General features: G+C 63.1%; 25 protein-coding genes and 1 riboswitch. Of the genes, 11 read left to right on the top strand and 14 right to left on the bottom strand.

Features of this window, described 5'->3' with window-relative positions:
- The first annotated feature begins 124 nt into the window (after positions 1–124).
- From HX873_RS28715 to HX873_RS28700, 4 genes are all read left to right on the top strand, one after another.
- A complete protein-coding gene (locus HX873_RS28715; RefSeq protein WP_177029375.1) occupies positions 125–634 on the top strand; it encodes a sigma-70 family RNA polymerase sigma factor in 510 nt (169 codons plus the stop codon).
- A gap of 8 nt (positions 635–642) precedes the next feature.
- Positions 643–1,602 (top strand): FecR domain-containing protein, encoded by a 960-nt coding sequence (locus HX873_RS28710; RefSeq protein ID WP_177123562.1) that lies wholly within the window; start codon positions 643–645, stop codon positions 1,600–1,602.
- A 91-nt stretch (positions 1,603–1,693) separates the two neighbouring features.
- Complete coding sequence (locus HX873_RS28705) at positions 1,694–3,487, top strand: ABC transporter ATP-binding protein (RefSeq protein WP_177117487.1); 1,794 nt, start codon at positions 1,694–1,696, stop codon at positions 3,485–3,487.
- Positions 3,481–5,220: an ABC transporter ATP-binding protein gene (locus HX873_RS28700; protein WP_177123561.1), complete on the top strand. Its 1,740-nt coding sequence runs from the start codon at positions 3,481–3,483 to the stop codon at positions 5,218–5,220. The genes HX873_RS28705 and HX873_RS28700 overlap by 7 nt, the downstream gene beginning before the upstream one ends.
- Positions 5,221–5,254: 34 nt before the next feature.
- Here the strand turns inward: HX873_RS28700 and HX873_RS28695 are convergent, their stop codons facing one another.
- Positions 5,255–6,994 carry a dipeptidase gene (locus HX873_RS28695; RefSeq protein WP_177123560.1) on the bottom strand — a complete coding sequence of 580 codons (1,740 nt, stop codon included), beginning with the start codon at positions 6,992–6,994 and terminating at the stop codon, positions 5,255–5,257.
- Positions 6,995–7,199: 205 nt separating this feature from the next.
- Here HX873_RS28695 and HX873_RS28690 point away from each other — a divergent pair, with 205 nt between their 5' ends.
- Together HX873_RS28690 and HX873_RS28685 are read left to right on the top strand one after the other, a co-directional pair.
- Complete coding sequence (locus tag HX873_RS28690; protein WP_177010062.1) at positions 7,200–8,117, top strand: ADP-ribosylglycohydrolase family protein; 918 nt, start codon at positions 7,200–7,202, stop codon at positions 8,115–8,117.
- A gap of 57 nt (positions 8,118–8,174) precedes the next feature.
- Entirely contained in the window at positions 8,175–9,131 is a 957-nt protein-coding gene (locus tag HX873_RS28685) for a Dyp-type peroxidase (RefSeq protein WP_003220100.1), read from the top strand.
- Here the strand turns inward: HX873_RS28685 and HX873_RS28680 are convergent.
- Positions 9,128–10,000 carry an undecaprenyl-diphosphate phosphatase gene (locus HX873_RS28680; RefSeq protein ID WP_177123559.1) on the bottom strand — a complete coding sequence of 291 codons (873 nt, stop codon included), beginning with the start codon at positions 9,998–10,000 and terminating at the stop codon, positions 9,128–9,130. The genes HX873_RS28685 and HX873_RS28680 overlap by 4 nt on opposite strands.
- A 189-nt stretch (positions 10,001–10,189) precedes the next feature.
- Between HX873_RS28680 and HX873_RS28675 the strand changes: the two genes are divergently transcribed.
- A complete protein-coding gene (locus HX873_RS28675; RefSeq protein ID WP_032898758.1) occupies positions 10,190–10,696 on the top strand; it encodes a GNAT family N-acetyltransferase in 507 nt (168 codons plus the stop codon).
- Between the two features lie 4 nt (positions 10,697–10,700).
- Here the strand turns inward: HX873_RS28675 and HX873_RS28670 are convergent, their stop codons facing one another.
- A complete protein-coding gene (locus HX873_RS28670) occupies positions 10,701–11,657 on the bottom strand; it encodes a GlxA family transcriptional regulator (protein ID WP_003220105.1) in 957 nt (318 codons plus the stop codon).
- A gap of 167 nt (positions 11,658–11,824) precedes the next feature.
- On the opposite strand from HX873_RS28670, the gene HX873_RS28665 reads away from it, so the two are divergent.
- Both HX873_RS28665 and HX873_RS28660 read left to right on the top strand, forming a co-directional pair.
- Positions 11,825–12,502 carry a type 1 glutamine amidotransferase domain-containing protein gene (locus HX873_RS28665; protein ID WP_177010061.1) on the top strand — a complete coding sequence of 226 codons (678 nt, stop codon included), beginning with the start codon at positions 11,825–11,827 and terminating at the stop codon, positions 12,500–12,502.
- 97 nt (positions 12,503–12,599) lie between these two features.
- Positions 12,600–13,724 carry an alkene reductase gene (locus tag HX873_RS28660; RefSeq protein WP_102368728.1) on the top strand — a complete coding sequence of 375 codons (1,125 nt, stop codon included), beginning with the start codon at positions 12,600–12,602 and terminating at the stop codon, positions 13,722–13,724.
- A gap of 7 nt (positions 13,725–13,731) precedes the next feature.
- Here HX873_RS28660 and HX873_RS28655 read toward each other — a convergent pair whose 3' ends face one another.
- On the bottom strand, positions 13,732–14,337 hold the full coding sequence (locus HX873_RS28655; RefSeq protein ID WP_177123558.1) for a glutathione S-transferase: 606 nt from the start codon (positions 14,335–14,337) through the stop codon (positions 13,732–13,734).
- Between the two features lie 64 nt (positions 14,338–14,401).
- The gene (locus tag HX873_RS28650; RefSeq protein WP_177123557.1) at positions 14,402–15,400 is read right to left on the bottom strand and encodes an NAD(P)H-quinone oxidoreductase; all 999 of its coding nucleotides are present in this window, start codon (positions 15,398–15,400) and stop codon (positions 14,402–14,404) included.
- A 176-nt stretch (positions 15,401–15,576) separates the two neighbouring features.
- Here HX873_RS28650 and HX873_RS28645 point away from each other — a divergent pair, with 176 nt between their 5' ends.
- Positions 15,577–16,452 (top strand): LysR family transcriptional regulator, encoded by an 876-nt coding sequence (locus HX873_RS28645; RefSeq protein ID WP_008431428.1) that lies wholly within the window; start codon positions 15,577–15,579, stop codon positions 16,450–16,452.
- A 69-nt stretch (positions 16,453–16,521) separates the two neighbouring features.
- Here the strand turns inward: HX873_RS28645 and HX873_RS28640 are convergent, their stop codons facing one another.
- Positions 16,522–17,340 carry an alpha/beta fold hydrolase gene (locus HX873_RS28640; protein WP_003220116.1) on the bottom strand — a complete coding sequence of 273 codons (819 nt, stop codon included), beginning with the start codon at positions 17,338–17,340 and terminating at the stop codon, positions 16,522–16,524.
- Between the two features lie 142 nt (positions 17,341–17,482).
- Between HX873_RS28640 and HX873_RS28635 the strand changes: the two genes are divergently transcribed.
- Positions 17,483–18,550, top strand: a complete 1,068-nt coding sequence (locus tag HX873_RS28635) for an NAD(P)-dependent alcohol dehydrogenase (protein ID WP_177123556.1) — start codon at positions 17,483–17,485, stop codon at positions 18,548–18,550.
- Between the two features lie 159 nt (positions 18,551–18,709).
- Here HX873_RS28635 and mntP read toward each other — a convergent pair whose 3' ends face one another.
- The 8 genes from mntP to HX873_RS28595 all read right to left on the bottom strand — a co-directional run.
- Positions 18,710–19,273: a manganese efflux pump MntP gene (gene mntP, locus HX873_RS28630; protein WP_003220119.1), complete on the bottom strand. Its 564-nt coding sequence runs from the start codon at positions 19,271–19,273 to the stop codon at positions 18,710–18,712.
- A gap of 10 nt (positions 19,274–19,283) precedes the next feature.
- Positions 19,284–19,450, bottom strand: a riboswitch (yybP-ykoY riboswitch).
- 41 nt (positions 19,451–19,491) lie between these two features.
- A complete protein-coding gene (locus HX873_RS28625; protein WP_177123555.1) occupies positions 19,492–20,442 on the bottom strand; it encodes an oligopeptide/dipeptide ABC transporter ATP-binding protein in 951 nt (316 codons plus the stop codon).
- Complete coding sequence (locus HX873_RS28620; RefSeq protein ID WP_177123554.1) at positions 20,439–21,434, bottom strand: ABC transporter ATP-binding protein; 996 nt, start codon at positions 21,432–21,434, stop codon at positions 20,439–20,441. The genes HX873_RS28625 and HX873_RS28620 overlap by 4 nt, the downstream gene beginning before the upstream one ends.
- Positions 21,431–22,312 carry a D,D-dipeptide ABC transporter permease gene (gene ddpC / locus HX873_RS28615; protein WP_032868129.1) on the bottom strand — a complete coding sequence of 294 codons (882 nt, stop codon included), beginning with the start codon at positions 22,310–22,312 and terminating at the stop codon, positions 21,431–21,433. Before ddpC ends, HX873_RS28620 begins: the two co-directional genes overlap by 4 nt.
- Positions 22,313–22,331: 19 nt before the next feature.
- Positions 22,332–23,348, bottom strand: a complete 1,017-nt coding sequence (locus tag HX873_RS28610) for an ABC transporter permease (protein ID WP_008431420.1) — start codon at positions 23,346–23,348, stop codon at positions 22,332–22,334.
- A gap of 167 nt (positions 23,349–23,515) precedes the next feature.
- Positions 23,516–25,066 (bottom strand): ABC transporter substrate-binding protein, encoded by a 1,551-nt coding sequence (locus HX873_RS28605; RefSeq protein ID WP_087694902.1) that lies wholly within the window; start codon positions 25,064–25,066, stop codon positions 23,516–23,518.
- 118 nt (positions 25,067–25,184) lie between these two features.
- Positions 25,185–25,727: a D-alanyl-D-alanine dipeptidase gene (gene ddpX, locus HX873_RS28600; RefSeq protein ID WP_177123553.1), complete on the bottom strand. Its 543-nt coding sequence runs from the start codon at positions 25,725–25,727 to the stop codon at positions 25,185–25,187.
- 21 nt (positions 25,728–25,748) lie between these two features.
- Positions 25,749–26,551 (bottom strand): MurR/RpiR family transcriptional regulator (locus HX873_RS28595; RefSeq protein WP_177123552.1); only part of this gene is annotated, 803 nt, incomplete at its 5' end.

The following is a 26,551-nucleotide window of genomic DNA, read 5'->3' as shown; positions in this document are numbered from 1 at the left end:
TATGTACCCATAACCCCGCCATCCCCCCGCATTGCACCCGCAGCCCAGAGCCGATAGTCTTGCAAATCATTACCAGCCCAATCGCCCCAGCACCCCCGGGCCCATTGGGTAAAAGGAGAGGTTTGTGAACATCGGACAGTTCGCCTTTCAACGCCAGGTTGAAAATCTATACGTCGACCACAACGCCTGGCTACGTACCCTGTTGCGGCGCAAGCTGGGCAACGCATTCGACGCCGCCGACCTGGCCCACGACGTCTACCTGCAACTCATGCGCAAGGGCCAACTCCCGCCCACCGGCGAATCCCGGCGACACCTGACCCAGATCGCCAACGGCCTGGTCATCGACCTCTACCGCCGCCGCCAGATCGAATCCGCTTACCTGCAAGCCCTGGCCCTGTTGCCCGAACCCTGCGCCCCCGATGAAGAAACCCGCGCCCTGGCCATCGAGGCCCTGATCCAAATCGACGCCGCCCTGCACAGCCTGCCACCCAAGGCGCGCCAGGCCCTGTTGCTGTGCAAGCTCGATGGCCTGAGCTACCGCGAGATCGCCGCCGAGCTACAGGTCTCCGTCTCCTCGGTGGAAAAGTACATCGCCGCCGGCCTGCTGGCCTGCTACCAGACCCTGTACGGCTGACCCTCGCAATGTCGACCGAGCAGCCAATCTCCCCGGATATCATCGAGCGCGCCGCCGCCTGGATGGCCCGCCTGTGGGCCGATGACGCCAGCGCCGAAGACCACGCCAACTGCCTGCACTGGCGCGCCGAACACCCCCATCACGAACTGGCCTGGACGCGCCTGCTGGGCTTCGAACAAAAACTCCACAGCATCCCCGCGCCGGTGGCCAGGCACAGCCTGGCCGAACCCGACGCTCCCGACTCCCCCGATCGCCGGAGCACCCTGCGCCTGCTGGGCCTGTTGGTCGCAGCCGGTGGCCTCACCTACGGCGTGCGCCGCACCGACGCCTGGCAGCTGGCGAGTGCCGGCCATAGCACCCGCACCGGCGAAGTTCGCGAAGTGGTATTGCCCGACGGTACCCGCCTGGTATTGGGCCCGGCTTCAGCAATTGACGTGCAGTTCGATGACGACCAGCGCCTGGTGCTGCTGCGGGCCGGCGAGGTCTTCATCACGACCGCGCCGTCACCCCGGCCGTTTCGGGTGCAGAGTCGCCAGGGCGTGTTTCATGCCCTGGGCACGCGCTTCAGCCTGCGCCAATGCGACGACGGCAACTGCCAGTTGGCCGTGCTTGAGGGCACCGTGCAGGTACAGCCCGACCATGGCGCAGGTGCGCGGGTGGAGGCAGGTCAAGGCGCCACGGTTTCCAGGGACACCGTGCAGCCGACTGCGGCGGTGACTGACCGCAGCATCGCCTGGGTCAAGGGCCTGTTGGTGGCCGATGGCACCCGGCTCGACGAACTGATCGCCGAGCTGGGACGCTACCGCCGCGGTGTACTGCGCTGTGCGCCTGAGGTGGCGATGCTGCGGGTCAGCGGTGTATTGCACCTGGACAATACCGACCTGGCGCTGGACAACCTGGCCGCCGCGTTGCCGATCCAGGTGGTGCGGCGCACCCGCTATTGGGTGACGGTCCGCGCCCCTGCCTGAAAATTCCTTGAGGTTTCGATTGAGGGTTTTGGCCGCTCGTTCGGAAGATAAGGTAAGGGCGAGCAAAGGCTCATTCAGTCAGGGAGACTTCATGAGTAACAAGGATGTGGCTGCGGCCAAACCCAGGGGGCGCGGCGCGGTCTCGCAAGTGTTGCGGCCGGTGCGCGGGCGACTGATCGCTGCGGCACTGCTGGCCGGTGTGGGCAGTATGCTGACGCTGGTGCCGCTGGGGGGCATTGTGCATATCGCCAGGGTCGCCCTCGGCGCGCCGTCGATGGCCCAGGCATCGGGCGAGGTCTGGTTGACCATCAGCCTCAGCCTGGCGAGCCTGTTCGCGGGCCTGCTGTTGATGACAGTTGCGGAGACGGTCGCGCACCTGGCCGACAACCACATCACTCGCCACTTGCGCCTGGCCATCGCCCAGCGCCTGAGCCAGGTGCCGCTGGGCTGGTTCACCGAGCGGGCGTCGGGCGAGGTCAAGCAGGCGATGCAGGATGACATCGGCACCCTGCACAGCCTGACTGCGCATTTCTACACCACCGTGGGCCGTTGTGCCGGGGCCGTGCTGCTGTCGGCGGCTTATCTGTTCATGGTGGACTGGCGCATGGCGCTGGTCTCGCTGTTGCCGTTTCCGGGGTTTTTGCTGTTTTTTACCCGGGCGATGAAAGCCAGCGGCAGCCACATGCAGTCCTTTGTCGAGCGCATGACCCGGGTCAATAACGCGGTGGTCGAGTTCGTCAACGGCATTCCGGTGGTCAAGGCCTTCGGTGCCACCGGCAAGGCCCACGCCAGTTACCGCAAGGCGGTAGATGAGTTCAGCGAAGCCTTCGTTGAGTTCACCCGGCCACTGGTGGGGACGATGGCCAATGCCAACGCGATGATCGCCCCGGTGACGGTGCTCGCCATGGTGCTGACGTTTGGCCTGGTGTTTGTCAGCCTGGGCTGGATCAGCGCGGTGGAGGTGCTGCCGTTCGCCATCGTTGCACCGGGCATTTGCGCGCCACTGATGCTGCTGAGTTACATCGTGCATGATCTGGACAACGCCACCGGCGCGGCCCAGCGCGTGCAGGCACTGCTGGCGACGCCGGTGCTGGCGCAGGTGGAGCCGGGGTGCGAACGCTTGCCCAAGGACGCCGAAGTACGCGTCGAAAACCTCGGGTACGCCTATGACCCGCAGCACCCGGTACTGTCGAACATCAGCTTTACCCTCAAGCCCGGCACCGTAACTGCCATCGTCGGCGCCTCGGGTTCGGGCAAGTCGACCCTGGCGCGCCTGCTGCTGCGGTTTTTTGACCCGACCGAGGGGCGTATCACCCTGGGCGGCGTCGACCTGCGGCAGATCGAGACCTCGCAGCTCTACAACCTGATCGGCTTTGTGCTGCAAGAGGTGCGCCTGGTCCACGCCAGCGTTGCCGAAAACATCGCCCTGGGCCGGCCCAGCGCCAGCCGCAAAGAAATCGAGGCGGCCGCACGGGCCGCGAATATTCATGAGTGCATCATCGGCTTGCCACGGGGCTATGCCTCGGTGATCGGTGAGGACGCGCAGTTGTCTGGTGGCGAGCAGCAGCGTATCAGCATCGCCCGCGCAGTATTGCTGGCGCCGCCGGTGCTGGTGCTGGATGAACCCACGGCCGCCGCCGATGCAGCAAACGAGGTGGCAATCCAGGAGGCGCTGTCGCGCTTTGCCCAAGGGCGCACGCTGTTGGTGATTGCCCATCGCCTCGATACCGTGATGCACGCCGACCACATCATCGTGCTGGAAAATGGCCGTATTGTTGAACAGGGCACCCATCCTCGACTGATCGCGCAAGAGGGCCGCTATGCGCGCCTGTGGGCGTCGGGCGGTTACAAACAGACCCGCGAACAGGCGCTGCCGACATGCTGAAAACCTTTATCGAACTGTTGGGCGATGACGGGCCGGTCTTCCGTCGCTATGTCGGGAAAGTGATGTTCTACGGTGCGCTGTGCGGGCTGACCCTCGCCGCCCTGGTGCCGGTACTCACCGACATGCTCAACGGTGATCTGGCCGAAGCGGCGTTGTGGCTGGTGGTGTTCCTGGCGGCGGTGGCGACGTGTTGGGCCACGCGACGCGAGGTTGAAAAGGCTGGCGTCGCGGTGGGTGTGGCGGTGCTGCAAGGCGGGCGCCAGCGCATCGGCGACCATGTGGCCGAACTGCCTGTCGGTTGGTTCACGCCTGATAACACGGCGCGGCTCAACCAGGTGGTGACCCAGGGCATGATGGCCGTGGCCCAGCTGCCGGCCCATGTATTTACTCCGGTGCTCAGCGGCGTGGTGACGCCATTGGTGCTGGTACTGGCGTTGTTTGTGCTGCACTGGAAAATGGGCCTGATCGCCTTGCTGGCGTTGCCGATTCTCGGCGGCGCGTTCTGGCTCAGCGCCCGCCTTGGGCGGCGCGCCGACCGGGCGTTCCAGCGCAGCTCGGCCGACACCAGCCAGCGTATGCTGGAGTTCGCCCAGTCGCAGTCGGTGTTGCGTGCCTTCAGTGGCGGCGGCAGCTCGGTGTTCCTGCAACGGGCGATCGAGCAGCAGCACGTGACCGGGGCGCGCCTGATCCTGCTGTCCGCCACCTCGATTCTGCTGAACATGTGGCTGGTGCAGGTGGTGTTCGCGGCCTTGTTGATCGCCGCCGCGCTTTGGCTTGACGCTTACCTGGGAAATGCCTTGCACGTGGGCTCGGTGATTGCAGTGATGGTGTCGCTGTTGCTGGTCAGCCGCTTCATTGACCCGTTGCTGGAGGTGGCCGGCTATGGCGAAACGTTGCGCGGCGCCGGGGTGCAGCTTGAGGCGGTGCGCGAGATATTGGCCGCGTCGCCCCTGAAGGCGCCGAGCGCGCCGCAATCTCCACGGGATGCCTCGGTGGAATTGTTCGATGTGAGCTTTCGCCACGCGGCCGGTTCAAGGGACGTGCTGCGCGGGGTGAACCTGCGTATCGAGCCCGGCAGCATGACCGCGCTGGTGGGGGCTTCCGGTTCGGGCAAGACCACGCTATTGCGATTGGTCGCGCGGTTTTTCGAGGTCAGCCAGGGCCAGGTGTGTATCGGTGGCGTGGACGTGCGACAGATGTCCGGCGAGCAGCTCAACGCGCAAATCAGCCAGATCTTCCAGGACACGTACCTGTTCCAGGGCAGCGTCGCCGACAACATTCGCCTCGGCAAACCCGACGCCAGCGACGCACAAGTGTTGGAGGCCGCGCGGCAGGCCGGTGTGCAGGCGATTATCGAGCGCCTGCCCATGGGCCTGTCGACCACGGTGGGTGAGGGCGGGGCACGCCTGTCCGGTGGCGAGCGCCAGCGTGTCGCGATCGCCCGGGCGTTGATCAAGGGCGCGCCAATCCTGCTGGTGGACGAAGCCACGGCAGCACTGGACGCCGAGAACCAGGCGGTCATCGCCGAAACCCTGGCACGCTTGCGCGGCACATGCACGCTGATCGTGATCGCGCATCAGTTGTCGACGGTGGTGATGGCCGACCAGATCGTGGTGCTCGATGAAGGCCGGATCGTGGAGCAGGGCACGCCTGAGCAATTGACCGCAAGACAAGGGCGCTATGCCCGGTTCCTCGCGCAGCGGCGGGCGTCGAAAGGCTGGCGTATCGCTTAGTGGACCCGCCAGGACGGCGGGTCCGAAGGGCAGGTCAGAGCTTTGGCAGTTGCCCGATGCGGCCCATCATTTCGGTGACGATCTGCAGGTCCAGCAGGAACTGGTCGACGGTCTTGAACTCGTTGTCGGTATGGCCGGTGTACTTGACCTCCGGCCGTGCCAGGCCGAATTGCACGCCGTTGGGCAGCTCATGCACCGAAGTAGCGCCGGCAGACGTGCCGTACTTGTGCTCCATGCCCAGGTTCTCGCTGGCCACCGCCAACAGCGCCTTGACCCACTCGCCCTCAGGGTTGCGGTACATCGGCTCGGCGATCGAGTAATCGAAGGTCACAGCCACGTGGTTTTTCTTGGTCCAGGCGCTGAGCTTGTCGGCGATTTCGGCCTTGAGCGCTTCCGGTGACTTGCCCTTTGGCACCCGCAGGTTGACCGCCAGCTTGAAGGTAGTGTCATCTTCGCCCACATAGGTCAGCGAGGTGGTCAGCGGGCCCATGAACGCATCGGAGAAGCCCACGCCTAGCTTGGCGCCCAGGTAATCCAGGCCCCAGTTGTTGGCGGCGTAGTGCGCGGCGTCGGTGAACTGGTTGTGCTTGAGCGCGACCTTGCCGTCGAGGCTGTTGAGGAAGTCGAGGACCCTGGCTACCGGGTTCACCCCGGATTCCGGTTCGGAGGAGTGGGCGGACACGCCAGTGACGGTCAACTGAACGTCCTTGCCGACGACCTTGGCCGCCACTTCAAAGTCGCCGCCATTGCGCTTGGCGTACTCGCTGCCGGCCTTTTGCAGGCTGGCGGCCAGTTCGGCAGGCTTGTCGCTGAGCAATGTCACCACCGACGCCGACGGAATCTGGTTGGTGGCCTTGCCGCCGGTCATCGAGATGATTTCTGCGCCTTGGCCTTCAGCCTTGCGCTTGGGGAACTTGGCCATGACCGTGCCGTAGCCTTTCTCGGCGATCACCACCGGGTAGCCGCCGTCCAGCGCCAGGTTGTAGTTGGGCGTTGGGTTGTGCTCGAAGTAGTACGGGATCGCGTCGCCGGAGGTTTCCTCGGTGGTGTCCACCAGCAGCTTGAAATTGCGCGCCAGCGGCAGCTTCTCTTCCTTGATCACCTTCATCGCGTACATCGCCACCACGATGCCGTTCTTGTCATCCTCGGTGCCGCGACCATACATCCGGTCGCCGATCAGCGTGACCTTGAATGGGTCGAGCTTGGTGCCGTCCTTGAGCACCCAGTTTTCCGGGGTTACCGGTACCACGTCCGCGTGAGCGTGGATGCCGACCACTTCATCGCCGCTGCCTTCCAGGGAAATCTCGTAGACGCGGTTGTCGATGTTGCGGAAGTTCAGGTTGAACGACTCGGCCAGGCTCTTGATCTTGGCGGCGATCTTGATGAACTCGGGATTGTCGTGCTGGGCCATGCCGGCGACCTGGAAGGTCGGGATCTCCACCAGCTCACGCAGGGTTTCAGTGGCGGCCGCACCGTACTTCACCCGCGCATACAGGCCCAGCAGGCGATGGATTTCATTCTGCTGGTCGGCGCTCAGGTCCTTGTTGTCGAGAAAGGCACTGATGGCCGGGCCGAGGTTGTCGCTCTTGGCCACGTCACTCTTGGCCAGGCTGGCGAGGAACTGCCGGAAATCCTTGACCGAGGCATCGCTGAAGGTCTTCAGGATGACGGCGTTCTGTTGTGGGGTGAGGTTGGCTTGAGCTTGGGTGGTGAACACCGAAAGGCTGGCGGCCATCAGGGTGGCTACGGCCAGTTGCTTGAGGGAAAAATCCATTGCTGGGGGCATTCCTTTGCAGGGAGTGAGTGAGAAATGTCTGATCGAAAGGTCAGAAACAATTTCACACACTACCATCGGGAGGCAGGGGTAGGGGAGTGCCTGAGTGGGAAATCTCCCATAGAAATGCACAGCAACCCATTGAACGGAAAGCTACGGTATGGTTCTCCTGTCAGGGTGTTAATTGTGCAAAGGAGTGAGATTGATGATGCTTTCAGAGCGTTACCGCGGCAGCCTGCTTGGCCTGGCGTGCGGTGATGCAGTAGGGACTACTGTTGAGTTCATGCGCCGTGGGTCGTTTGCCCCTGTCATCGATATGGTTGGTGGTGGGCCCTTTCAACTGTTACCGGGCCAGTGGACGGATGACACGTCCATGGCGCTTTGTCTGGCCGAAAGCCTGCTGCGCAAGAATGGTTTTGACGCTGCCGATCAGATGGGCCGTTATCTGAACTGGTGGAAGTGGGGCTACCTTAGCTCGACGGGTGAATGTTTCGATATTGGCACGACGGTTCGTGAGGCATTGGCGGAGTATCAGTACACCGGTGACCCGTTCGCGGGCTCCACCGATCCTTACTCAGCGGGTAACGGGTCGATGATGCGCCTGGCGCCGGTGGTGCTGTTCTATTTTCCGGATGCCGAGCGCCTGCGTGAGTTTACCGTCGACAGTTCCCGCACGACCCATGGCGCGATGGAGGCGATTGAATGTTGCCTCGTGCTGGCTGAGTGTATTGCGAATGCGCTGCGGGGGGATTCGAAACCGCAGGTATTGCAGGTCGGCTACCTGGAGTTGAGCGAATCCAAAGTTGCGGACATTGCTGATGGGCACTACCTCGACAAGGCGCGCAGTGACATCGTGGGTTCTGGCTACGCAGTGGCTTCGCTTGAAGCGGCGCTATGGTGTTTTCATCACACCAACAGCTTTGCCGAGGCTGTGTTGGCTGCCGCAAACCTGGGGGATGACGCCGACACTACCGCAGCGATCGTGGGTCAGTTGGCGGGCGCGTATTACGGCGTGCAGGGCATTCCGTCCGAGTGGTTGGGCAAGTTGTGGCAGTGTGAAGATATTCAAGAAACTGCTGACGCGTTGTATCAGGCGGCGCAACTCCAGGCAGCCGCACTTTAACTCAGTGTCTGCTAATCTGCGCTCGTTGAATCTCGACCGCCACCCGTGGACCTCTCAATGACATCGCCATCCGATCAAAACCTTGAACCCCAATCCGTCTGCAGCCCGATCACCAGCAGCGCCATTTTCATGGTCGCGACCCTGGCGCCTGGCAGTGACTCGGCTGAGGCGGTGCGCAGCTGGTGCGCCGATATCGCCGGCCTGGTGCGCTCGGTCGGCAAGCGTGTACCGGCGGGCAACCTGACGTGTGTCGCAGGGTTTGGCTCCAAGGCGTGGGATGCGCTGTTCGGGGGGCCGCGGCCAGCAGCGTTGCATCCGTTCAAGGAAGTGGGCGTGGCCGGGCGCCTGGCGCCGGCCACGCCGGGGGATATCCTGCTGCACATTCGTGCCGAGCAGATGGACCTGTGTTTCGAATTGGCCACCCAGTTGATGGCGGCGCTGGGGGATGCGGTGACGGTGGTGGACGAGGTCCAGGGTTTCCGCTATTTCGACATGCGCAGCATCATCGGTTTTGTCGACGGCACCGAGAACCCGGTCGGGCGCAAGGCGGTGGGTTTCACCATCGTCGGTGATGAGGATCCGGCGTTCAGCGGCGGCAGCTATGTAATGGTGCAGAAGTACCTGCACAACATGCAGGCCTGGAATGAATTGTCGGTGGAGGCGCAGGAGCGGGTGATCGGGCGCACCAAGTTGTCGGACATCGAGCTCGACGATGCGACCAAACCGAGCAATTCCCACAGTGCATTGACCACCATCACCAAGGACGGCGAGGAAGTGAAGATCCTGCGGGACAACATGCCCTTTGGCCGGCCGGGCGCGGGGGAATTCGGGACGTACTTTATCGGCTACGCGCGCTCGCCAGAGCCTTTGGAGTTGATGCTGGAGAACATGTTTGTCGGCCGACCGGTCGGCAACTATGACCGCCTGCTGGACTTCAGCACGGCGGTCACCGGCGGCCTGTTCTTCATACCGTCTGCGGATTTGCTCGAAGAACTGGCCGACCGCGCGCCTTAGGCCAACAACCCGGTGCTCACCGCCACAATCAGGAATACCCCGAGCACCGCGCGGTAGATCACGAACGGCCAGGTGGAGAATCGCTCCAGGAACTTCATCAGGCCCCAGATCGCGAAGAACGCCGACACACTGGCGACCACCAGCCCGAAGATCAGGTGCGGCCAGGCGTGGGCGGGCAGGTCGGCGTGGAACAATACCCACAGCTCTTTCAGCCCCGCGAGGGCGATCGCCGGCAAGCCCAGCAGGAACGAAAACCGCGCCGCTTCTTCACGCTTGAAGTTGAGGAACAGTGCGGCGGTCAGGGTCGAACCCGAGCGTGAAACCCCTGGAATCAGCGCGCCGATCTGCGCAATGCCGACAATCAGCGCATCCCGCAGGCGCATTTCGCCCACCGTGCGCTTATGCCTCGCGCTGAGTTCAGCCGCCGCCAGCAGCACCGCCATCACCAGGCAGGAAATCCCGATCACCATCAGCCCGCGCAGCGGCGAGTTGCAGGAGTTGAGGGACGACGACAAGGCTATCCCGGCGATCCCGATCGGAATCGTCGCCAGCACAATGGCCACCGCCAGCTTGAACCACTGGTTGTTGTAGTCACCTTGGCGCACCGCAGTGATGCTGCCGACCGTGACCTGGCGTACATCCTTCCAGAAGTAACTGACCACTGCTGCCAGTGCGGCCAACTGCATGGCTGCGGAAAACGCCGAGCCGGGATCCGGCCAGCCGAGCAGGGCGGGCACGATGCGCATGTGGGCGGTGGAAGACACGGGCAACAATTCGGTGATGCCCTGAATGATGCCCAGGATGCCTATTTGCAGGTAATCCAGGGACGCAAAGCCGACATCGAGGCCGCTGGTGCAGACGTTTGTCAAAGTACTTATCCTGAAAGCAAGGGGAGGGAAGTGACGCGGAGTTTAGTCTAACTTTGTAACGATTTTGTCGTTGACACGAGAAAAGCGCGATCGGTTCAGCAAGCAGAAAGCTTGGCCGGTGTATTGGCATTGCAGGTGGCTTTGTTGACAATGGCGGCCTGTTTTTTTGCCGAGATGCCCATGCCTGCAATCCCCGATACCACCGTCGAACTGATCGAGACCGGCCCGGAACACGCCACGTTGATCGCCAACCTTTACCAGTTCTACGCCTACGAGTCCTCGGACTGGGAACAGGAAGATGTCGAGGTGGACGGTCGCTTCTACATCCATGAGGAGCACCTGGCCCGCTACTGGGAAGACCCGCAATGGAGCGCCAACCTGTTATTGGTCGATGGCTTTATCGCCGGTTTCCTGCTGATCGAAGGCAGCGAGTTGCCGGGGATCGATGCGCTGGAACTGGCGGACCTGTTCATCCTCAAACGCTACCGCCGCAAGGGCATTGGCCGCGCCATCGCCACTCAGGTGTTGAGCAGCGGCGAGGCGAACTGGCTGGTGCGTTTCTATGATCAGGATGAAGTGAGCCAGGCGTTCTGGCGCACTGTGTTGGATAACCTGCCGCGTCCGGTGCAGGCCATCGAGCTGGACGATGAGCCGAACCTGCTGAGTTTCCTGGTGACGCGCGCGGCGTTGCACTGAACCATCAACTGAACGCGGCGCCAGCCCCTGCACTGAACAATGCCGCCTGCATCGCCTGTGGCGGCTGGCCGAACGCCCGCAGGAATGCCTGGCGCATGCGCTCGCGATCACCGAACCCGGTCTCGCGGGCGACCACTTCCACCGGGTGCCGACTGGTTTCCATCATTGCCCGGGCGGCTTCCACCCGCAGGGATTCGATGGCCTTGGCCGGGGTTTGCCCGGTCTCCTCGCGAAACACCCGGCTGAACTGGCGTGGGCTGAGCCGCGCCACGGCCGCCAGGGCCTCGACCGAAAGGTCGTGGGTCAGGTTCTCCCGGGCGTAGGCCAGGGCCAGCTGCACACGGTCGGACTTGGGGTCGAGCTCCAGCAACGCCGATAGCTGCGACTGTTCGCTGCCACGGCGCTGGGCAATCACCAGCTTGCGCGCGATGCGGCGGGCGAGGTCGCTGCCCAGGTCGTTCTCCACCATCGCCAGCGCCAGGTCCACCCCGGCGCTCATGCCGGCACCGGTCCAGATCTGGCCGTCGACCACGAACAGCTTGTCTTCCTCCAGGCGAATCTGCGGGTAGCGCTTGGCAAAGGCCGGTGCGTGCAGCCAGTGGGTGGTGGCGCGCTTGCCTTCGAGCAAACCCGCCTCGGCCAGCACGAAGATGCCCATGCACAACGAAGCAATCCGCCGCGACTGTTTGGACGCCGCCTGGACCAGCCTCGGCAGGCTGGCGTCAGGCAGTTGGAACTCCAGGTAACCGCTGACGATCAATGTGTCATAGCCCTCGGGCCGGATCGGCGTACTGTTCACCGAGAAGCCCTGGGACGTCATGATCGGGCCGCCACTTTCCGACACCAGGTGAAATTCATACGCCTGCTCGCCACGCAGCAGATTCGCGCACTCGAACACCGAGCCCAGGCTGAGGCTCAAGGATTGAAAGTTCGGGTACACCATCAGCGCAATGCTGTGCATCTCATCTCTCCAGGGGGCGCGGAGCGGTGATTGTCGGCGTGTGCCAGGGAAACGGCAACCGCCTTGGCGCAATGTCCGGAATCCTTGCGGACATGACATTGTGCGGTTTTGGCCCGGCTCCTAAGCTTGATTCCATTCCAACCCACATCACCCCGAGGCACTGGCACATGAAAGTATTGATGGTTTTGACTTCTCACGACCAGCTTGGCAACACCGGCCGCAAGACCGGGTTCTGGCTCGAAGAATTTGCTGCTCCCTACTACGCGTTCAAGGACGCCGGGGCCGACGTGACCCTGGCTTCGCCGGCCGGTGGGCAGCCGCCCCTGGACCCGGTCAGCGACCTGCCGGATTCGCAAACCGACCAGACCCGCCGCTTCGCCGCTGACCCGGCGGCGCAACAGGCCCTGGCCACCACCGTGAAGCTGGAGTCGGTCAACGCCGGCGACTTCGACACCGTGTTCTACCCAGGCGGCCACGGCCCGCTGTGGGACCTGGCAGAGTCGAAAACCTCCATCGCCCTGATCGAAGCCTTCGAGCGTGCGGGCAAGCCGATTGGCTTTGTGTGCCACGCCCCGGGTGCCTTGCGTCACGTCAAGGCGGTCAACGGCGAGCCGCTGGTCAAGGGCCGACGCGTCACCGGCTTCTCCAACTCTGAAGAAGCAGCGGTTGGCCTGACCGACGTGGTGCCGTTCCTGATCGAGGATGATTTCAAGGCACTGGGCGGCACGTATGAGAAGGGTGCCGATTGGCAATCCTTTGTGATTGAAGATGGCCTGCTGGTCACCGGGCAGAATCCTGCCAGTTCCAGTGACGTTGCCAAAGCGCTGTTGAAGCTGACCGCGTAACCCGCCAAATCCCCCAAAAAGAACGTTGTTGGCGGCTCCCCTGACCGGGAGCCGGCAGCTTCTGCTTGTCTGAAATTTGAATCCGGAACTTTCCCCCATGAGCAACAGCGCTTTAGGTACCCCGATCACACTGGGGCACCACACCCTGAAAAACCGCATCGTCCTGCCGCCGCTTACCCGCCAGCGAAGTGCCCAGCCCGGTGATATCGCCACGGACTTGATGGCGCTTTATTACCGCCAGCGCGCCACCGCCGGCTTCATGGTCAGCGAGGGCACGCAGATCGAGCCTCGCGGCCAGGGCTATGCCTGGACCCCGGGCATCTACACACCGGAGCAGATTGACGGCTGGCGTACCGTGACCGATGCCGTGCATGCCGAAGGCGGCGTGATCTTCGCCCAGCTTTGGCATGTGGGTCGCGTGTCCCATCACGAACTGCAGCCCGACGGCGCAGCACCCGTTGCGCCGTCGGCGATCCAGCCGCAGCAAGCCAAGGCATTCGTTGCAACCGGGCCCGGCACCGGTAAGTTGGTGCAGCCACCCGAGCCGCGCGCCCTGGCTACCGCCGAGGTCAAGGAGTTGGTGGGGCTTTACGCCCAGGCTGCAAAAAATGCATTGGCCGCAGGCTTCGATGGCGTGGAAATTCATTCGGCCAACGGCTACCTGGTCAACCAGTTCATCTCGGCGCATTCCAACCAGCGCGACGATGAATACGGTGGCTCACTGCACAATCGCCTGCGGTTCCTGCGGGAAATCGTCGAGGCGGTGGCCGAAGTAGTCGGCCCGCAGCGCCTGGGTGTGCGCTTTGCGCCGTTGTTCAGCGGCACTGACCAGGACCGGGTCTACATCGGCCTCGTCGAGGAAGACCCGCATCACACCTACATCGAGGCGATCAAGGTGCTTGAGGCGGCCGGCATCGCCTACGTGTCGATTGCCGAGGCCGACTGGGACAATGCCCCCGAGTTGCCCGAGTCGTTCCGCCAGGCGGTGCGTGACACCTTCAGCGGTCGGATCATCTACGCCGGCCGCTACACCGCAGAGCGCGGCGTGCGGCTGGTAGAGGCGGGGCTGGCAGACCTGATCGCGTTTGGCCGGCCGTACATTGCCAATCCCGACTTGCCCCAACGCCTGCTCAACGGTTGGCCGCTGAACCCGTTGAACGCGGACGGCCTGTATGGCGGCACCGAGGTGGGCTTCACCGATTACCCGGTGTATGCCGGGTAGGCACGGGCTACTCGATCGGGTATTTGCCGAATGCCGTGTGCTGCTCGGCGAGGGCCGCGTGGCGTTGCAAGTGGGGAAACGCATCGGCCTTCACGACGTCGGCTATCTTCAGCTGGGTGAAGGACCAGGCGACCGCCACCGTCAGGCTCGCCTGGGTCAGCGGCAAGTCGCTGTCGCGCTCGGCCACCCGCGCCTCCAATAACGCATAGGCCGCCAGCAGTTGTCCGGTCACGCGGTCGATCCACGGCTGATGCAGTTTTTCGGCGGGCCGCAGGTGATGTTCGTAGACGATCTGCACGGTCTTTTCGCACGCTGCCAGCGCCAGGCCGATCACTTGCAGATCCCTGGCAAGCGCTGGGGCTGACGGGGGCAGCAATCGGCTGCCGGCCGGCGCCAGGGCTTCCAGGTACTCGAGGATCAAGCCGGAATCCATCAGGACCGTGCCGTCGTCGAGCACCAGCGTCGGTGCCTTGACTACCGGGTTGATCCCGGAAAACTCATCGAAGGTGCTGAACACCGACAGTGCCTGGTGTTCGAACGCGACGCCGTACAGTTCCAGGGAAATGGCCACGCGGCGCACGTAGGGCGAGTCCAGCATGCCGACCAGTTTCATGAAGCCTCCATTAACCGCAGTGTTTTGTTCTGATGACGTTATAAACCGTTTTTCCGCATGTTTATCAATCCACCCGCAACACAATCTTGCCGATATGGTCGCCACCTTCCATGCGCGCATGGGCCTTCGCGGCGTCGGTATAGGCATACACCTCATCGATCATCGGCAGGCAACGCCCGGCCGACAGCACCGGCCACACGTGTTCGCGCAGTTGTGCGGCAATCGCGGCTTTTTCTTCCCGGGTGCGTGAGCGCAACAACGAGCCGGTAACGATCGCGCGTTTGCCGAGGATCGCCAGCAGGTCGATGTCCTTGGCGCGTGCGCCGCCGAGGAAGCCCAGCATCACCAGGCGACCTTCCATGGCCAGGGCGCTGATGTTGTCGTTCAGGTAGGAGCCACCCATGATGTCGAGCACCACATTGACACCCTTGCCCGCGGTCTTGTCAGCGATGACCTCAGCGAAATTCTGTTCCCGGTAGTTGATCGGCTCGGCTCCCAGTTCGCGGATGGCGGCGCATTTTTCCACGCTGCCGGCGGTGGCGAACGCTTCGATACCGAACTCGCGGCAGAGCATCAGCGCGGTGGTGCCGATGCCGCTGGTGCCGCCATGGATCAACACGCGCTGGCCTTTATGCGCACCGCCGATGCCGAACAGGTTGGCCCATACGGTGAAGAAGGTTTCCGGGATCGCTGCCGCCTGAATCCAGTCCAGGCCATCGGGAACCGGCAAGGTCTGGCTGGCGGGCACTGCGCAGTACTGCGCATAACCGCCGCCATTGGTCAGGGCGCACACCTTGTCGCCCAGCGCGTACTCGCTGACGCCTTCGCCCAGCGCGACCACCACACCGGCCACTTCCAGCCCGGGAATCGGGCTCATGCCGGGTTTCATCGGGTACGTGCCGGCGCGTTGCAGGGCGTCCGGGCGATTGACGCCGGCGGCGTGCACGCGGATCAGCACTTCGCCGGGGCCGGCGACAGGTACCGGCTCCTGGCGTGGTTGCAGGACTTCGGGGCCGCCGGGGCTGGTGATTTCGATCAGGGTCATTTCGTGGGGCAGATTCATTTGAGCGCACCTGTAGCAATGAACGTATGGGTTGGGACCGCGCCCGTCACCGAGCGGTTCAGCCTGCTGGCGATCCTGGGTATTTTCTCTGGTGCCCAGCATAGCTGTGATGAGTGATGCAATAATGCTGCGATTACACGTCACGATGATGCAAAAATGCATCGAAGGGGAAAGCCATGAATTGGGACGATGCGCGGGTGTTCCTCGCGGTGTGCCGCGAGTCCACATTACGCGGAGCCGCGCGGGTGCTGGGGGTGGATCAGGCCACCGTGGGGCGACGGGTCAATGCCCTGGAAAAGTCCCTGAACGCAACATTGTTCCTGCGCACCTCCGAAGGCTATGCGCTGACCGCCGTGGGTGAAGCCGCGTTGCAATCGGTGGAGAACATGGAGCGCTCGGCCCTTGACCTGGAGCGTCAGGTCCTGGGCCTGGACGACCGCCTGACCGGCACCGTACGGGTGACCACCACCGATTCCCTGGCCATCGACTTCCTGATTCCGGCCATTGCCCGGCTGCACGATGCGCACCCTGACGTGCGCGTGCAGATGGACGCTTCGACCCAGTTGCTTAACCTGGCCAAACGCGAAGCCGATATCGCGGTGCGCAATACCCGCCCGGACAACCCCGACCTGATCGCCCGGCGCATCGCCCGCTGGCCGGTGGGGCTGTTTGCCTCGCAGGCGTATATCGATCGGCACGGCGCACCCGAACCGGGCAGCCTGTTCGAAGGACACGACCTGGTGGTGTATCAGCCGCACCTGCAAAGCCAGAAGGACCTGACCCTGGTCAGCGAGCCGCTGGGACGCGGGCGTATTGTTGCGGCCTTGAGTTCAAGCCTGTTGGTTCGCCGCTCCATCGCCGCAGGGATCGGTATCGGTGAGGTTCCGATAGTTTCCGGCGAACGCGACGGCCTGGTGCGGCTGTGGCCGGACCGTACGCGGCCGTTGCCCTACGATGTGTGGCTGGTGACCCATGCCGACCTGCGGCACACCGCCCGGGTGCGGGTGGTGATCGACGAGATCGTCGCGGGGTTTGCCGGCACCGGGGAATAGTACGACTGCCTGAAAAGGCCGGGTGTCAGCCCGGCCAGAAATAAGCCGTCGCAGGAGAACGCAATCGGCTCAGCGTTGCAGGAAGGCCAGCAGATCTTCGTTCAAGGCTTGCTGGTGGGTCACCGCAAAACCATGGGGGGCATCCTTGTACACCTTCAACTGCGCGCCTTTGATCATCTGCGCGGCGACCTTGCCGGTAGTTTCGAACGGCACGATCTGGTCGCCATCACCGTGGATAACCAGGGTTGGCACGTCGATCCTGGCCATGTCCGGGCGGAAATCGGTTTCCGAGAACGCGGTGACGCAATCCACCGTCGCCTTGAGCGAGGCGAGCAGGGCGATGTTCAGTGTTTGAGTCAATACACCGCTGGAGACCTGTTGGCCCTTGTTGATGCCATAGAACGGCGTATTGAAGTCTGCCAGGAACTGCGCGCGATCCTTCAGCAGCGCGGCCTTGAACCCGTCAAACGCTGCCATCTCGACACCTTGCGGGTAATCCGGCTTTTGCCCGAACAGCGGCGTCACCGCCCCCAGCAACACCAGCCCGGCCACGCGCGCGCTGCCATGGCGGGCGATATAGCGGCTGACATCGCCGCCGCCCATGGAGAAGCCCACCAGGGTCACGTCCTGCAGATCCAGATGGTTGATCAACTGGGCGATATCGTCGGCAAAGGTGTCGTAGTCGTTACCGGTCCAGGGCTGGTCCGAGCGGCCAAAACCACGGCGGTCGAACGCGATGGTGCGGTAGCCGCGGCTGCTCAGGTACTCCATCTGGTATTCCCACATATCGGCATCCAGCGGCCAGCCGTGGCTGAACAGCACCGGTTTGCCGGTGCCCCAGTCCTTGTAGTAGAGCTCGGTACCGTCTTGTGTGCGTAGGGTGCTCATGGCAAAACTCCTTGGGTGAGAGGGCAGCCAATACTATAGGCGCAGAATCGGACGAGGGACTTGTATGCCTGTGCTCGGTTGAACGGTTCAGCGTCTATGCTGGTCAACTGCTTTCTACCGTCTGAACAAACAGGTGAACGAAATGGCCAAGACTTACAGCTACGCCGCTCGTGACTCCAAGGATTCGCTCAAACCCTTCACGTTCGAACGTCGCGCCCCCGGGGCCGATGATGTGCAGATCGACATCCTCTATTGCGGCGTCTGCCACTCGGACCTGCACACCGTACGCAACGAATGGAAAAACACCCTGTACCCGTCGGTACCGGGCCATGAAATCGTTGGCCGAGTGACCGCCGTGGGCGCCAATGTCAGCAAGTTCAAGGTGGGCGATTTGGCCGGTGTCGGCTGCATGGTCGACAGCTGCCAGCACTGCGAATCCTGCGCCGAGGGCGAGGAGCAGTATTGCGAAAACGGCTTCACCGGCACCTACAACGGCCCGGCTTTTGGCGGCGAAAACACCTTCGGCGGCTACTCGGACAATATCGTGGTCAAGGAGAAGTTCGTCCTGCGGATCTCCCACGACGAGAGCAACCTGGCGGCGGTCGCGCCGCTGCTGTGTGCAGGCATCACCACCTACTCACCGCTGCACCACTGGAACGTCGGGCCGGGCAAGCGCGTCGGCGTTGTCGGCCTCGGTGGCCTGGGCCATATGGCGGTGAAAATCGCCCATGCCATGGGCGCCTACGTGGTGCTGTTCACCACCTCGCCGAACAAACGCGAAGACGGCCTGCGCCTGGGGGCCGATGAAGTGGTGGTGTCGAAGAGCGCGGACGAAATGGCCAAGGTTGCCAACTCCCTGGACTTCATCCTCAACACCGTGGCCGCGTCCCACAACCTCGACGCCTTCCTCAACCTGCTCAAGCGCGACGGCACCATGACCCTGGTGGGCGCCCCGGATAGCCCGCACCCGTCACCGACCGTGTTCAACCTGATCTTCAAGCGTCGCAGCCTGGCCGGGTCGTTGATCGGTGGCATCCAGGAAACCCAGGACATGCTGGATTTCTGCGCCAGGCACGGGATTGTCTCGGACATCGAGATGATCGACATCCAGGGCATCAATGACGCCTACGAGCGCATGCTCAAGGGCGATGTGAAGTATCGGTTCGTGATCGACATCGAGAGCCTGAAGAAAGAAAAACACGCGGCCTGATTGATCGCCGCAGATCCCTGTAGGAGCGGGCTTGTGTGGGAGGGGGCTTGCTCGCGAAGGCGGTGTGTCAGTCGCTCAATAGGCTGGCTGAACCACCGCTTTCGCGAGCAAGCCCGCTCCCACACAAGCCCGCTCCCACATTTTGATCTTCGCCGGTTTCTAGGCCGACAGGTGCTCATACAAAATCGTCGCACCCACCAGCATCAACACCACGCCGCCGACCATCTCGGCGCGCTTGCCGACCACAGTCCCCAACACCCGGCCAAGCATCATGCCGATGGTCACCATGGTCATCGTCGCCAAGCCGATCGCCGCAGCGGCCACCAGGATATTCACGTCGACAAACGCCAGGCCCACACCCACCGCCAGGGCATCGATGCTGGTGGCAAACGCGGTCACGGCAAGAATCATGAACGAGTGCTGGCTCGGTTTCTCTTCCTCTGGATCATCGGCCTTCAAGCCGTTGTAGATCATGTGCAGGCCCAGGGCTACCAGCAGGGTAAAGGCGATCCAGTGGTCCCACTGTTCCACCCAGCGAGTGGCGGCCTGGCCGATGGCCCAGCCGATAATCGGCGTGATCGCTTCGATCACACCAAAGATCAGCCCGGCCCGCAGGGCTTCGGTCAAACGTGGTTTGTGCAGGCTGGAACCTTTGCCAATGGCCGCCGCAAAGGCGTCCGTGGACATGGCAAGGGCGAGAAGAATCAGGGAAATGGGGTTCACGGTAAGGCTTCCAGTCGGGCTGTATGAGTCAACGACACAACCACACGCCCGACTTCAGGCATGGATGTGTCGCTGGTCTCACCAACCAAAATGGTGTTCGCACCACGGCATGTTGCCGAGAATGTTGATACGAACGCTTCGAGAATCCGAAGCAGGCTACTCCCCAACGAGGTGGCGGATCATAGCCGCGCAATCATGAAAATTTCGTTAAGGACGCCTCACGGATGTTCCAGGTGACAGCGCACCTGCTGACTCATCCCTCCCGTCAACCGCTGCGGCCGCTCACAGCCTTGTGTACGCCTCGGGCAGCGGTCGAGGAAGAAACACCCTCCCGGCAACACCCGGTTCCCCGGCAGCTCTGTCGGTGCACTGACATACGCGTCGTCCAGCGCCACCCCCAGCTTGGGCACCGCCTCCAGCAACAGCTGGGTGTACGGATGATTCGGCTGCTCCAGCACTTGCTCGGCACACCCCAGTTCCACGATCTGCCCCAGGTACATCACCGCCACCCGGTCGGCCATGTGCCGCACCACCGAAACGTTGTGGGAGATCAGGATGTAGGTCAGCCCCAGCCGCCGTTGCAGCTCGGCCAGCAGGTTGAGGATTTGCGCCTGCACCGAGATATCCAGGGCCGAGGTCGGCTCGTCCAGCACCAGGATGCTCGGGTTGGACGCCAGCGCGCGGGCGATGGCGATCCGTTGGCGCTGGCCACCGGAAAACTGGTGCGGGTAACGGTCCAGGTATTCAGCGCGAATGCCTACCTGCGCGGCGACCTTGGCGGCGATGGTGCGCATTTCACTCTTGGGCGTGTCGCCTAGGGCGAACAGCGGCTCGGTAATGATTTTCCAGATGGGCAGGCGCGGGTCGAGGGACGATTGCGGGTCCTGGAATACGATCTGCACATGCCGGTGGCGTTCCCGGGCACTTTCGTAGACCCAGTCCACTTCACCGTCGCTGGGCTTGACCAGGCCCATCAGCAACTGGGCGAGGGTGCTTTTACCGCAGCCGGACTCGCCGACAATCCCCAGGGTTTCCCCACGGCGCACCTGCAAGTCGATGCCGTTGAGGGCGTGGGCATAACCGCGCGGGCGGCCCAGCCAGTCGGTTTTTACCGGGAACTTGACCCGTACATCCCGCAAAGCCAGCAGTGAATCTTGAGACACGGTCATTGCACCGACTCCCCGGCAGTCAGCCAGCACGCGCTTTTGCGGGTGCCGGCAGGGTTGATCAGGTCCAGGCGCGGGCGCTCGATGCATTGGCCCATGGCCTGGGGGCAGCGTTCGCGAAAGGTGCAGCCTGAGGGCAGGGCGGCAAGGTTGGGCACCTGGCCGGGGATGGTCAGAAGGTCGTCGCCGGGTTTCACCTGTTCCGGCAAGCCGCTGAGTAACCCTTGGGTGTAGGGATGGCGCGGGTCGCTCATCACCTGGGCGGTGGGGCCTTCTTCCACCACGGCGCCGGTGTACATCACATACACCCGGTCGCAGAACTGCGAGACCACAGCCATGTCGTGGGTGATCAGCAGGATCGCGGTGCCGCGTTCCCGGGCTTTTTCCCGCAGCAGCAACAGCACCTGGCGTTGCACGGTGACGTCGAGGGCAGTGGTGGGCTCGTCGGCGATCAGCAACTGAGGGTCGCAGGAAAATGCCAGGGCGATCATCACCCGCTGGCGCATGCCGCCGGAGAGTTCGAAGGGGTAGCTGTCGAGCACCTGTTCGGGGTCGGCGATGTGCATGTCCCGCAGCAGGGCGATGGCCTTGGCACGGGCGGCGGCCTTGCTCAGGCGCTGGTGGTGGATGATCACATCGAGCATCTGCCGGCCAATGCGCCGGGTCGGGTTCAGCGCGGTCATCGGCTCCTGGAAGATCATCGCCGCGTCACGCCCGCGAATCTGCAGCAGCTCCTTCTCGCTGGCACCGAGCATGTCGCGGCCGAGCATCTGCAAGCTGCCGGCGGTGATCCGGTAACTGCGCTCCGGCAGCAGGCGCAGACTGAGCATCGCGGTCACGGACTTTCCGGAGCCGGATTCACCCACTACGCCGACGACTTCGCCGGGGTTGACGTGCAACGACACGCCGTTGAGTGCCTGGACGTTGTTGCGGTAAGCCGGGAATTCCAGGCTCAGGTTGTCGATGGCAAGCACTGCCGGACTGGACATGGTCATTTCCCCTGTTGCCGTGGGTCGAGCAGGTCACGAACACCGTCACCCAGCAGGTTGAAGCCGGTCGCGGTGACCAGGATCGCCAGCCCCGGAAAGGTCGAGTACCACCAGTTGTCGAGAATGAAATTGCGCCCGGTGGCAACCATCGCGCCCCATTCGGCGGTGGGCTGCTGTGCCCCCAGGCCGATGAAACCCAGGGCCGAGGCCATCAGGATCGCGCTGCCGATGTCCAGGCTCAGTTGCACCAGCAACGGCGGCATCGCATTGCGGCCCACGTGCCACGACACGATGTGCCAGCGCCCGGCGCCGAAGGTCTGGGATGCCTTGACGTAGCCCATCTGGCGAATGCTCAGGGCCTGGCCCCGGGCCAGGCGCACATAGAACGGGATGCGCACCACGGTGATCGCCAGCATCGCATTGAACAGGCTCGGGCCCAGTGCGGCGGCCAGGGCCATGATCAGCACCAGGGACGGCACCGACAGCATGATGTCCATCAGGCGCATGATCAGGCTGTCGAAACGCCCGCCGATAATCCCCGACAGGCAGCCCAGCAGCCCGCCCACCAGGCAGGACGAAAACGCCACGAACAGGCCCACGCCCACCGACTGGCGGCTGCCGTACAGCACCCGGCTGAACAGGTCGCGGCCGACTTCATCGGTGCCGAACCAATGTTCGGCGGAGGGCTCGGCCAGGCGTTGCGCCAGGTTCAAGGCATTGGGGTCATGGCTCGCCAACCAGGGGGCGAAGGCCATGCAGATCAGCACGATCAAGGTGATGGTCAGGCCGGCGATGGTCAGCGGGCTGCGGCGTATTTGATAGCCCAGGTACTCCATTCGCGCACGCCAGGTGGGGCGCTGTTCCAGGGGCACCGGTACGGGCATGGTCAGGGGAGCGGTCATCTCAATTCACCTCGCCGATGCGCGGGTCGACCACCCGGTAGAGCAGGTCGATCAGCATGTTCAGCAGTACATAAATAAACGACACCAGGATCGCGAAGCCCATCACCGCCGGGAAATCCAGGGACTGGATCGACTTCACCACATAGGCACCCATGCCCGGCCAGGCGAACACGGTTTCGGTCAGCACCGCGCCGTACAGCAGGTCGCCGAGGGTCAGGCCGAGCACGGTGATCGACGGGATCAGCGCGTTGGGCAAGGCGTGGCGCAGGATCACCGCCCAGCGCGACAGGCCGTAGGCGCGGGCGGTACGGATGTAGTCCTCGCCCAACTGGTCGAGCATCGCCGAACGAATCTGCCGGGCGACCACGCCGAGGTTGACGAAACCCAGGGTGACGGCGGGCAGGATCAGGTGTTCCAGGGCATTCAGGAACAGCGGGATATCGCCGGCCAGCAGCGAGTCGATCAGGTAGAACCCGGTGATGGTGCGCGGTGGTTCGAGGCCTTCATCCAGCCGCCCGCTGCCGGGCAGCCAGCCGAGCTGGCCGTAGAACAACACGATCAGGCCCAGGCCGAGCCAGAAGGCCGGCGTGGAAATGCCGGTAACCGCCAGCGTTCGGGCGATCTGGTCGATGGCGCGGTTGTGATACACCGCTGACAGCACCCCCAGCGGTACGCCCACCAGTACCGAGAGCAGCAGGGCGGCGACCGCCAGTTCGAGGGTCGCGGGGAAGAACGCTTTCAGGTCTTCCAGCACCGGGCGGCTGGTGCGGATCGAGGTGCCGAGGTCGCCGTGCAGCAGGTCGCTCATGTAGCGGCCGTATTGCTGGTACAGCGGCAGGTCGAGGCCCAGTTGATGGCGGATGTTCTCGACAATGGCGTCGCTGGCCCGGTCGCCGGCAATCAGGCGCGCCGGGTCACCCGGGATCAGGTGGGAGATGCAGAAGGTAATCAGCGAAACGCCGACGACGACCAAAATCAGGCCGAACAGGCGTTTGCGCAACATATTCAGGAAGGCCATGAGGGCTCCTCGGTAACGCGAGACATTTGGATCAGGAATACAGCCTGGAAAACACAGCAGGTCCAGTGTGGGAGCGGGCTTGCTCGCGAATACGGTGGGTCAGTCATACATCGGGTAACTGATACACCGCTTTCGCGAGCAAGCCCGCTCCCACATTTGATCGCGTGTTACTTACTGATCTCAGCCACGTTGAACACCTGCTCCAGCATCGGATGGAACACATAACCCTTCACCGAATCACGCATCGGCAGGGTGTAGTTCTTCTGATAGAGGTAGGCGTACACGCTGTCCTTGAGCACGATCTTCTGGGCTTCCTGGTACAGCTCGGTGCGCTTGGCCGTGTCGTTGTTGGCCGCCGCATCGCGAATCAGCTTGTCCACCACCGGGTTGCTGTAGAACGAACGATTGCCCGGCAGGCCTTGCAGGGAGGAGTCGAACCAGAAGTTCATGTACATGTAGGGATCGGAGAAGTCCGGCGCCCACGAGCCGATGGACACGTCGAAGTCACCCTTGCCCAGGCGCTCGCGCATGGTGGCGTTGGCCAGTTTTTCCATCTTCAGGTTGATCCCCAGCGGCGCCAGGCTGGCTTGCAGGGTCAGGCCGATGGATTCCCAGTCCGGGTCCTTGTCGGAGTACATGTAGTTCAGGTTGGTGATTTTTTCCGGGAGTTTCTTCAGGTTCGCGCCCGCGCTGTCCAGGTCCTGTTTCATCAAGGGCAGGCTCGGGTCATTGGCCCACATGCCGGCAGGAATCGGCCCGTTCATCAACTTGGCCTGGCCCTTGAGGATGCCGTCGACAATGCCTTTGTAGTCCACCGCATCAACGATCGCCTGGCGCGCATTCTGGTTGTTCAGCGGGGCTTTCTGGTTGTTCAGGTACAGGTAGGTCACCCGCAGCGACGGGAACTCCTTGATCACCACGTCTTTCTTTTTGGCCAGGTTGGTGAGCTGGTCCTGGGGCATGTCTTCGGCGATGTCCAGGTCACCGCGTTCCAGTTGCAGGCGGCGTACCGAGGCTTCGCTGATGATCTTGATCACCACCTTGTTCAGCGCGGGCTTGGTGCCGGCGTAGTAGGTGTTGGGTTCCAGGGTCAGGCTCTGGCCTTTCTGCCAGTTGCTCAGGCGAAAGGCGCCGGAGCCGGCGGTGTGGGTGGAGAGGTAGGCGTTGACGTCGCCCTGTTTCACCACGTCCGGGTTGATGATGCCGGCGCCGTTATGGGCGAGGGTGTAAAGGAAGGGCGCGTAGGGCTTGGCCAGGGTGAAGCGCACGGTGAGCGGGTCGACCACGGTGACTTTCATGTCATCCGGGAACGCACCCGACGGGCCTTGCTTGAGCTGCATCACGCGGTCGAAGGAGAACTTCACCGCATTGGCGTCGACCTCGGCGCCGTCATCGAACTTGTTGCCGGGCTTGAGTTTGAAGTCCCACACCAGACCGTCGGCCGAGGTGGTCCAGCTGTCGGCCAGGTCGCCCTTGACCTCGGTGCTGCCCTTGCCGTTTTCGACTTTGTAGGCCACCAGCTTCTGGTACGCCGGGTACGTCACCGCCCAATCGTTGTTGTCGATGGTCACGGCCGGGTCGAGGGTTTGCGGGTCGGCGGCCTTGCCGATCATCAGGGTGTCTTTGGGCGCCGCGGCACTTACCGATTGCCACGCGCCCAGGCTCAGGGCGGCGCACAGCAGGGAGAGTGCGAGGGTCTTGCGGTTGCTTGGGGTCATGCCGGTTTCCTTGATTATTTAGAGGAAAAAGCGGGTTGGTTTATTTTTATGAAATCTATAACCGGGCAGTTGGAGCTAAAGGGTGCTGCTAATTATTGTGATGGTACGGTCCTTGGGATCAGTATGACTCCTCAATTAGTGGGAAAAGTTCGGCATCCGGCAATTCGTAATGCCACCACTCGGTGGCAATCGCCTTGAAGCCGGCGCCAAGCATGATGCCCAGCAACAGCAGGCGGTTGCGCTGCACCTGCGGCGGCAGGTCGGGGTAGAACTGGTGGGACTTGGGCTCCATGGCATCAAACGCCGTGCCCATGTCCAGTGGGGTGCCGTGTTCATCAATCAGCGTCAGGTCGACGGCCACGCCGCGGGTGTGGTGCGAGCCCAGGCGTGGGTCGCGCACGTAGTCCGGGTTGGGCAGGGCTTGCCACAGCAGTTGCTGGGCGTAGGCCGGCCGATAGGCGTCGTAGATCAGCAGGGTCATGCCGGCGTGGCGTGCCAACAGGCTCGCCTTTCGCAGGCAGGCCGCCGCTTCGGCGTGCAGCAGGCAGCGGGCATTGCGGTAGATCACGGTGCCTGCGAGGTTGTCGGCACTGGCGTAGATCAGGTCGACCTGTACCGGGTATTCCGGTGGGGCGATTTCTACCAATGGGCTGGTTTTCACTCAAAGATTTCCTTTCCAGGGTCAGGATTCGAACTGGCCGAAGGCCTGTTGCAGGGCGCGGTTTTTTGCCAGGCGTGCATCCAGTCGCTCGCCGTAGCGGTCAGCGACGGCAGACACCATCAGGTTGAACAGGCACGTCAGGGGCGCCATGGAGTCCCAGAACTGGCCGACATCGGTTTTCAGTTGCAGCAGGTCCAGGTCGTAGTCCCGGGCCCAGGGGCATTGCAAGTCAGTGATCAGCGCCAAGGGTAGACCCTGGGCGTTCGCGGTCTCGCAGAACGTGGGCGTGATGCTGGAATAGGCGCGGAAGTCCGCTGTGATGGCGTAGGGTTTTTCAAAGCCGGAGTTCAGGGTCTCGGCGTAGATCCCCGACAGGCCATCGACGTAATAGACCTTGGGACGGATGTATTCCAGGTGGCTGTGGAACGCATTGAGGATGCCCCGGGTGGACTGGATGCCGAGGATGAACACGGCGTCGGCGTCCACGATGTGCTGCACGATGTCGGCGAAACCCTGGCTGCGGGCCAGGCCGTACACATGCTGGATGGCTTCGATCTCGCGGTTGAGGGAACGGTCGAGGGCGTCTTCCTGATCGTTCTCCTGGCGAAACGCGCCAAGGCGGTCGGTGATCAGCCAGGAGGCTTGCGGGTCGCCGCGCAGGCCTTGCTTGACGTCATCGAGGTTGCGATAACCCAGGGTTCGCAAGAAACGCCCCACTGAAATCCCGGTGGTGCCGGCTTGCTGGGCGATGCTGTCGGCGGTTTCGAACGGCAGCTGTTGCAGGTTGCCCAGCAGGTAGGTCGCGATGCGCTTGCCGGTGGGCG

It is taken from the genome of Pseudomonas sp. P7758, assembly GCF_013386485.1.
Classification (GTDB): domain Bacteria; phylum Pseudomonadota; class Gammaproteobacteria; order Pseudomonadales; family Pseudomonadaceae; genus Aquipseudomonas.
Note: the sequence above shows the minus strand (reverse complement) of the source record. Positions and strands in the feature narration are given on the sequence as shown.

Excerpts from the sequence above, each read along its gene's own strand:
- HX873_RS28710 (WP_177123562.1), top strand. The coding sequence starts at position 643 with ATGTCGACCGAGCAGCCAATCTCCCCGGATATCATCGAGCGCGCCGCC.
- HX873_RS28705 (WP_177117487.1), top strand. The coding sequence starts at position 1,694 with ATGAGTAACAAGGATGTGGCTGCGGCCAAACCCAGGGGGCGCGGCGCG.
- HX873_RS28700 (WP_177123561.1), top strand. The coding sequence starts at position 3,481 with ATGCTGAAAACCTTTATCGAACTGTTGGGCGATGACGGGCCGGTCTTC.
- HX873_RS28695 (WP_177123560.1), bottom strand. The coding sequence starts at position 6,994 with ATGGATTTTTCCCTCAAGCAACTGGCCGTAGCCACCCTGATGGCCGCC.
- HX873_RS28690 (WP_177010062.1), top strand. The coding sequence starts at position 7,200 with ATGATGCTTTCAGAGCGTTACCGCGGCAGCCTGCTTGGCCTGGCGTGC.
- HX873_RS28685 (WP_003220100.1), top strand. The coding sequence starts at position 8,175 with ATGACATCGCCATCCGATCAAAACCTTGAACCCCAATCCGTCTGCAGC.
- HX873_RS28670 (WP_003220105.1), bottom strand. The coding sequence starts at position 11,657 with ATGCACAGCATTGCGCTGATGGTGTACCCGAACTTTCAATCCTTGAGC.
- HX873_RS28665 (WP_177010061.1), top strand. The coding sequence starts at position 11,825 with ATGAAAGTATTGATGGTTTTGACTTCTCACGACCAGCTTGGCAACACC.
- HX873_RS28660 (WP_102368728.1), top strand. The coding sequence starts at position 12,600 with ATGAGCAACAGCGCTTTAGGTACCCCGATCACACTGGGGCACCACACC.
- HX873_RS28655 (WP_177123558.1), bottom strand. The coding sequence starts at position 14,337 with ATGAAACTGGTCGGCATGCTGGACTCGCCCTACGTGCGCCGCGTGGCC.
- HX873_RS28650 (WP_177123557.1), bottom strand. The coding sequence starts at position 15,400 with ATGAATCTGCCCCACGAAATGACCCTGATCGAAATCACCAGCCCCGGC.
- HX873_RS28645 (WP_008431428.1), top strand. The coding sequence starts at position 15,577 with ATGAATTGGGACGATGCGCGGGTGTTCCTCGCGGTGTGCCGCGAGTCC.
- HX873_RS28640 (WP_003220116.1), bottom strand. The coding sequence starts at position 17,340 with ATGAGCACCCTACGCACACAAGACGGTACCGAGCTCTACTACAAGGAC.
- HX873_RS28635 (WP_177123556.1), top strand. The coding sequence starts at position 17,483 with ATGGCCAAGACTTACAGCTACGCCGCTCGTGACTCCAAGGATTCGCTC.
- HX873_RS28625 (WP_177123555.1), bottom strand. The coding sequence starts at position 20,442 with ATGACCGTGTCTCAAGATTCACTGCTGGCTTTGCGGGATGTACGGGTC.
- HX873_RS28620 (WP_177123554.1), bottom strand. The coding sequence starts at position 21,434 with ATGACCATGTCCAGTCCGGCAGTGCTTGCCATCGACAACCTGAGCCTG.
- ddpC (WP_032868129.1), bottom strand. The coding sequence starts at position 22,312 with ATGCCCGTACCGGTGCCCCTGGAACAGCGCCCCACCTGGCGTGCGCGA.
- HX873_RS28610 (WP_008431420.1), bottom strand. The coding sequence starts at position 23,348 with ATGGCCTTCCTGAATATGTTGCGCAAACGCCTGTTCGGCCTGATTTTG.
- HX873_RS28605 (WP_087694902.1), bottom strand. The coding sequence starts at position 25,066 with ATGACCCCAAGCAACCGCAAGACCCTCGCACTCTCCCTGCTGTGCGCC.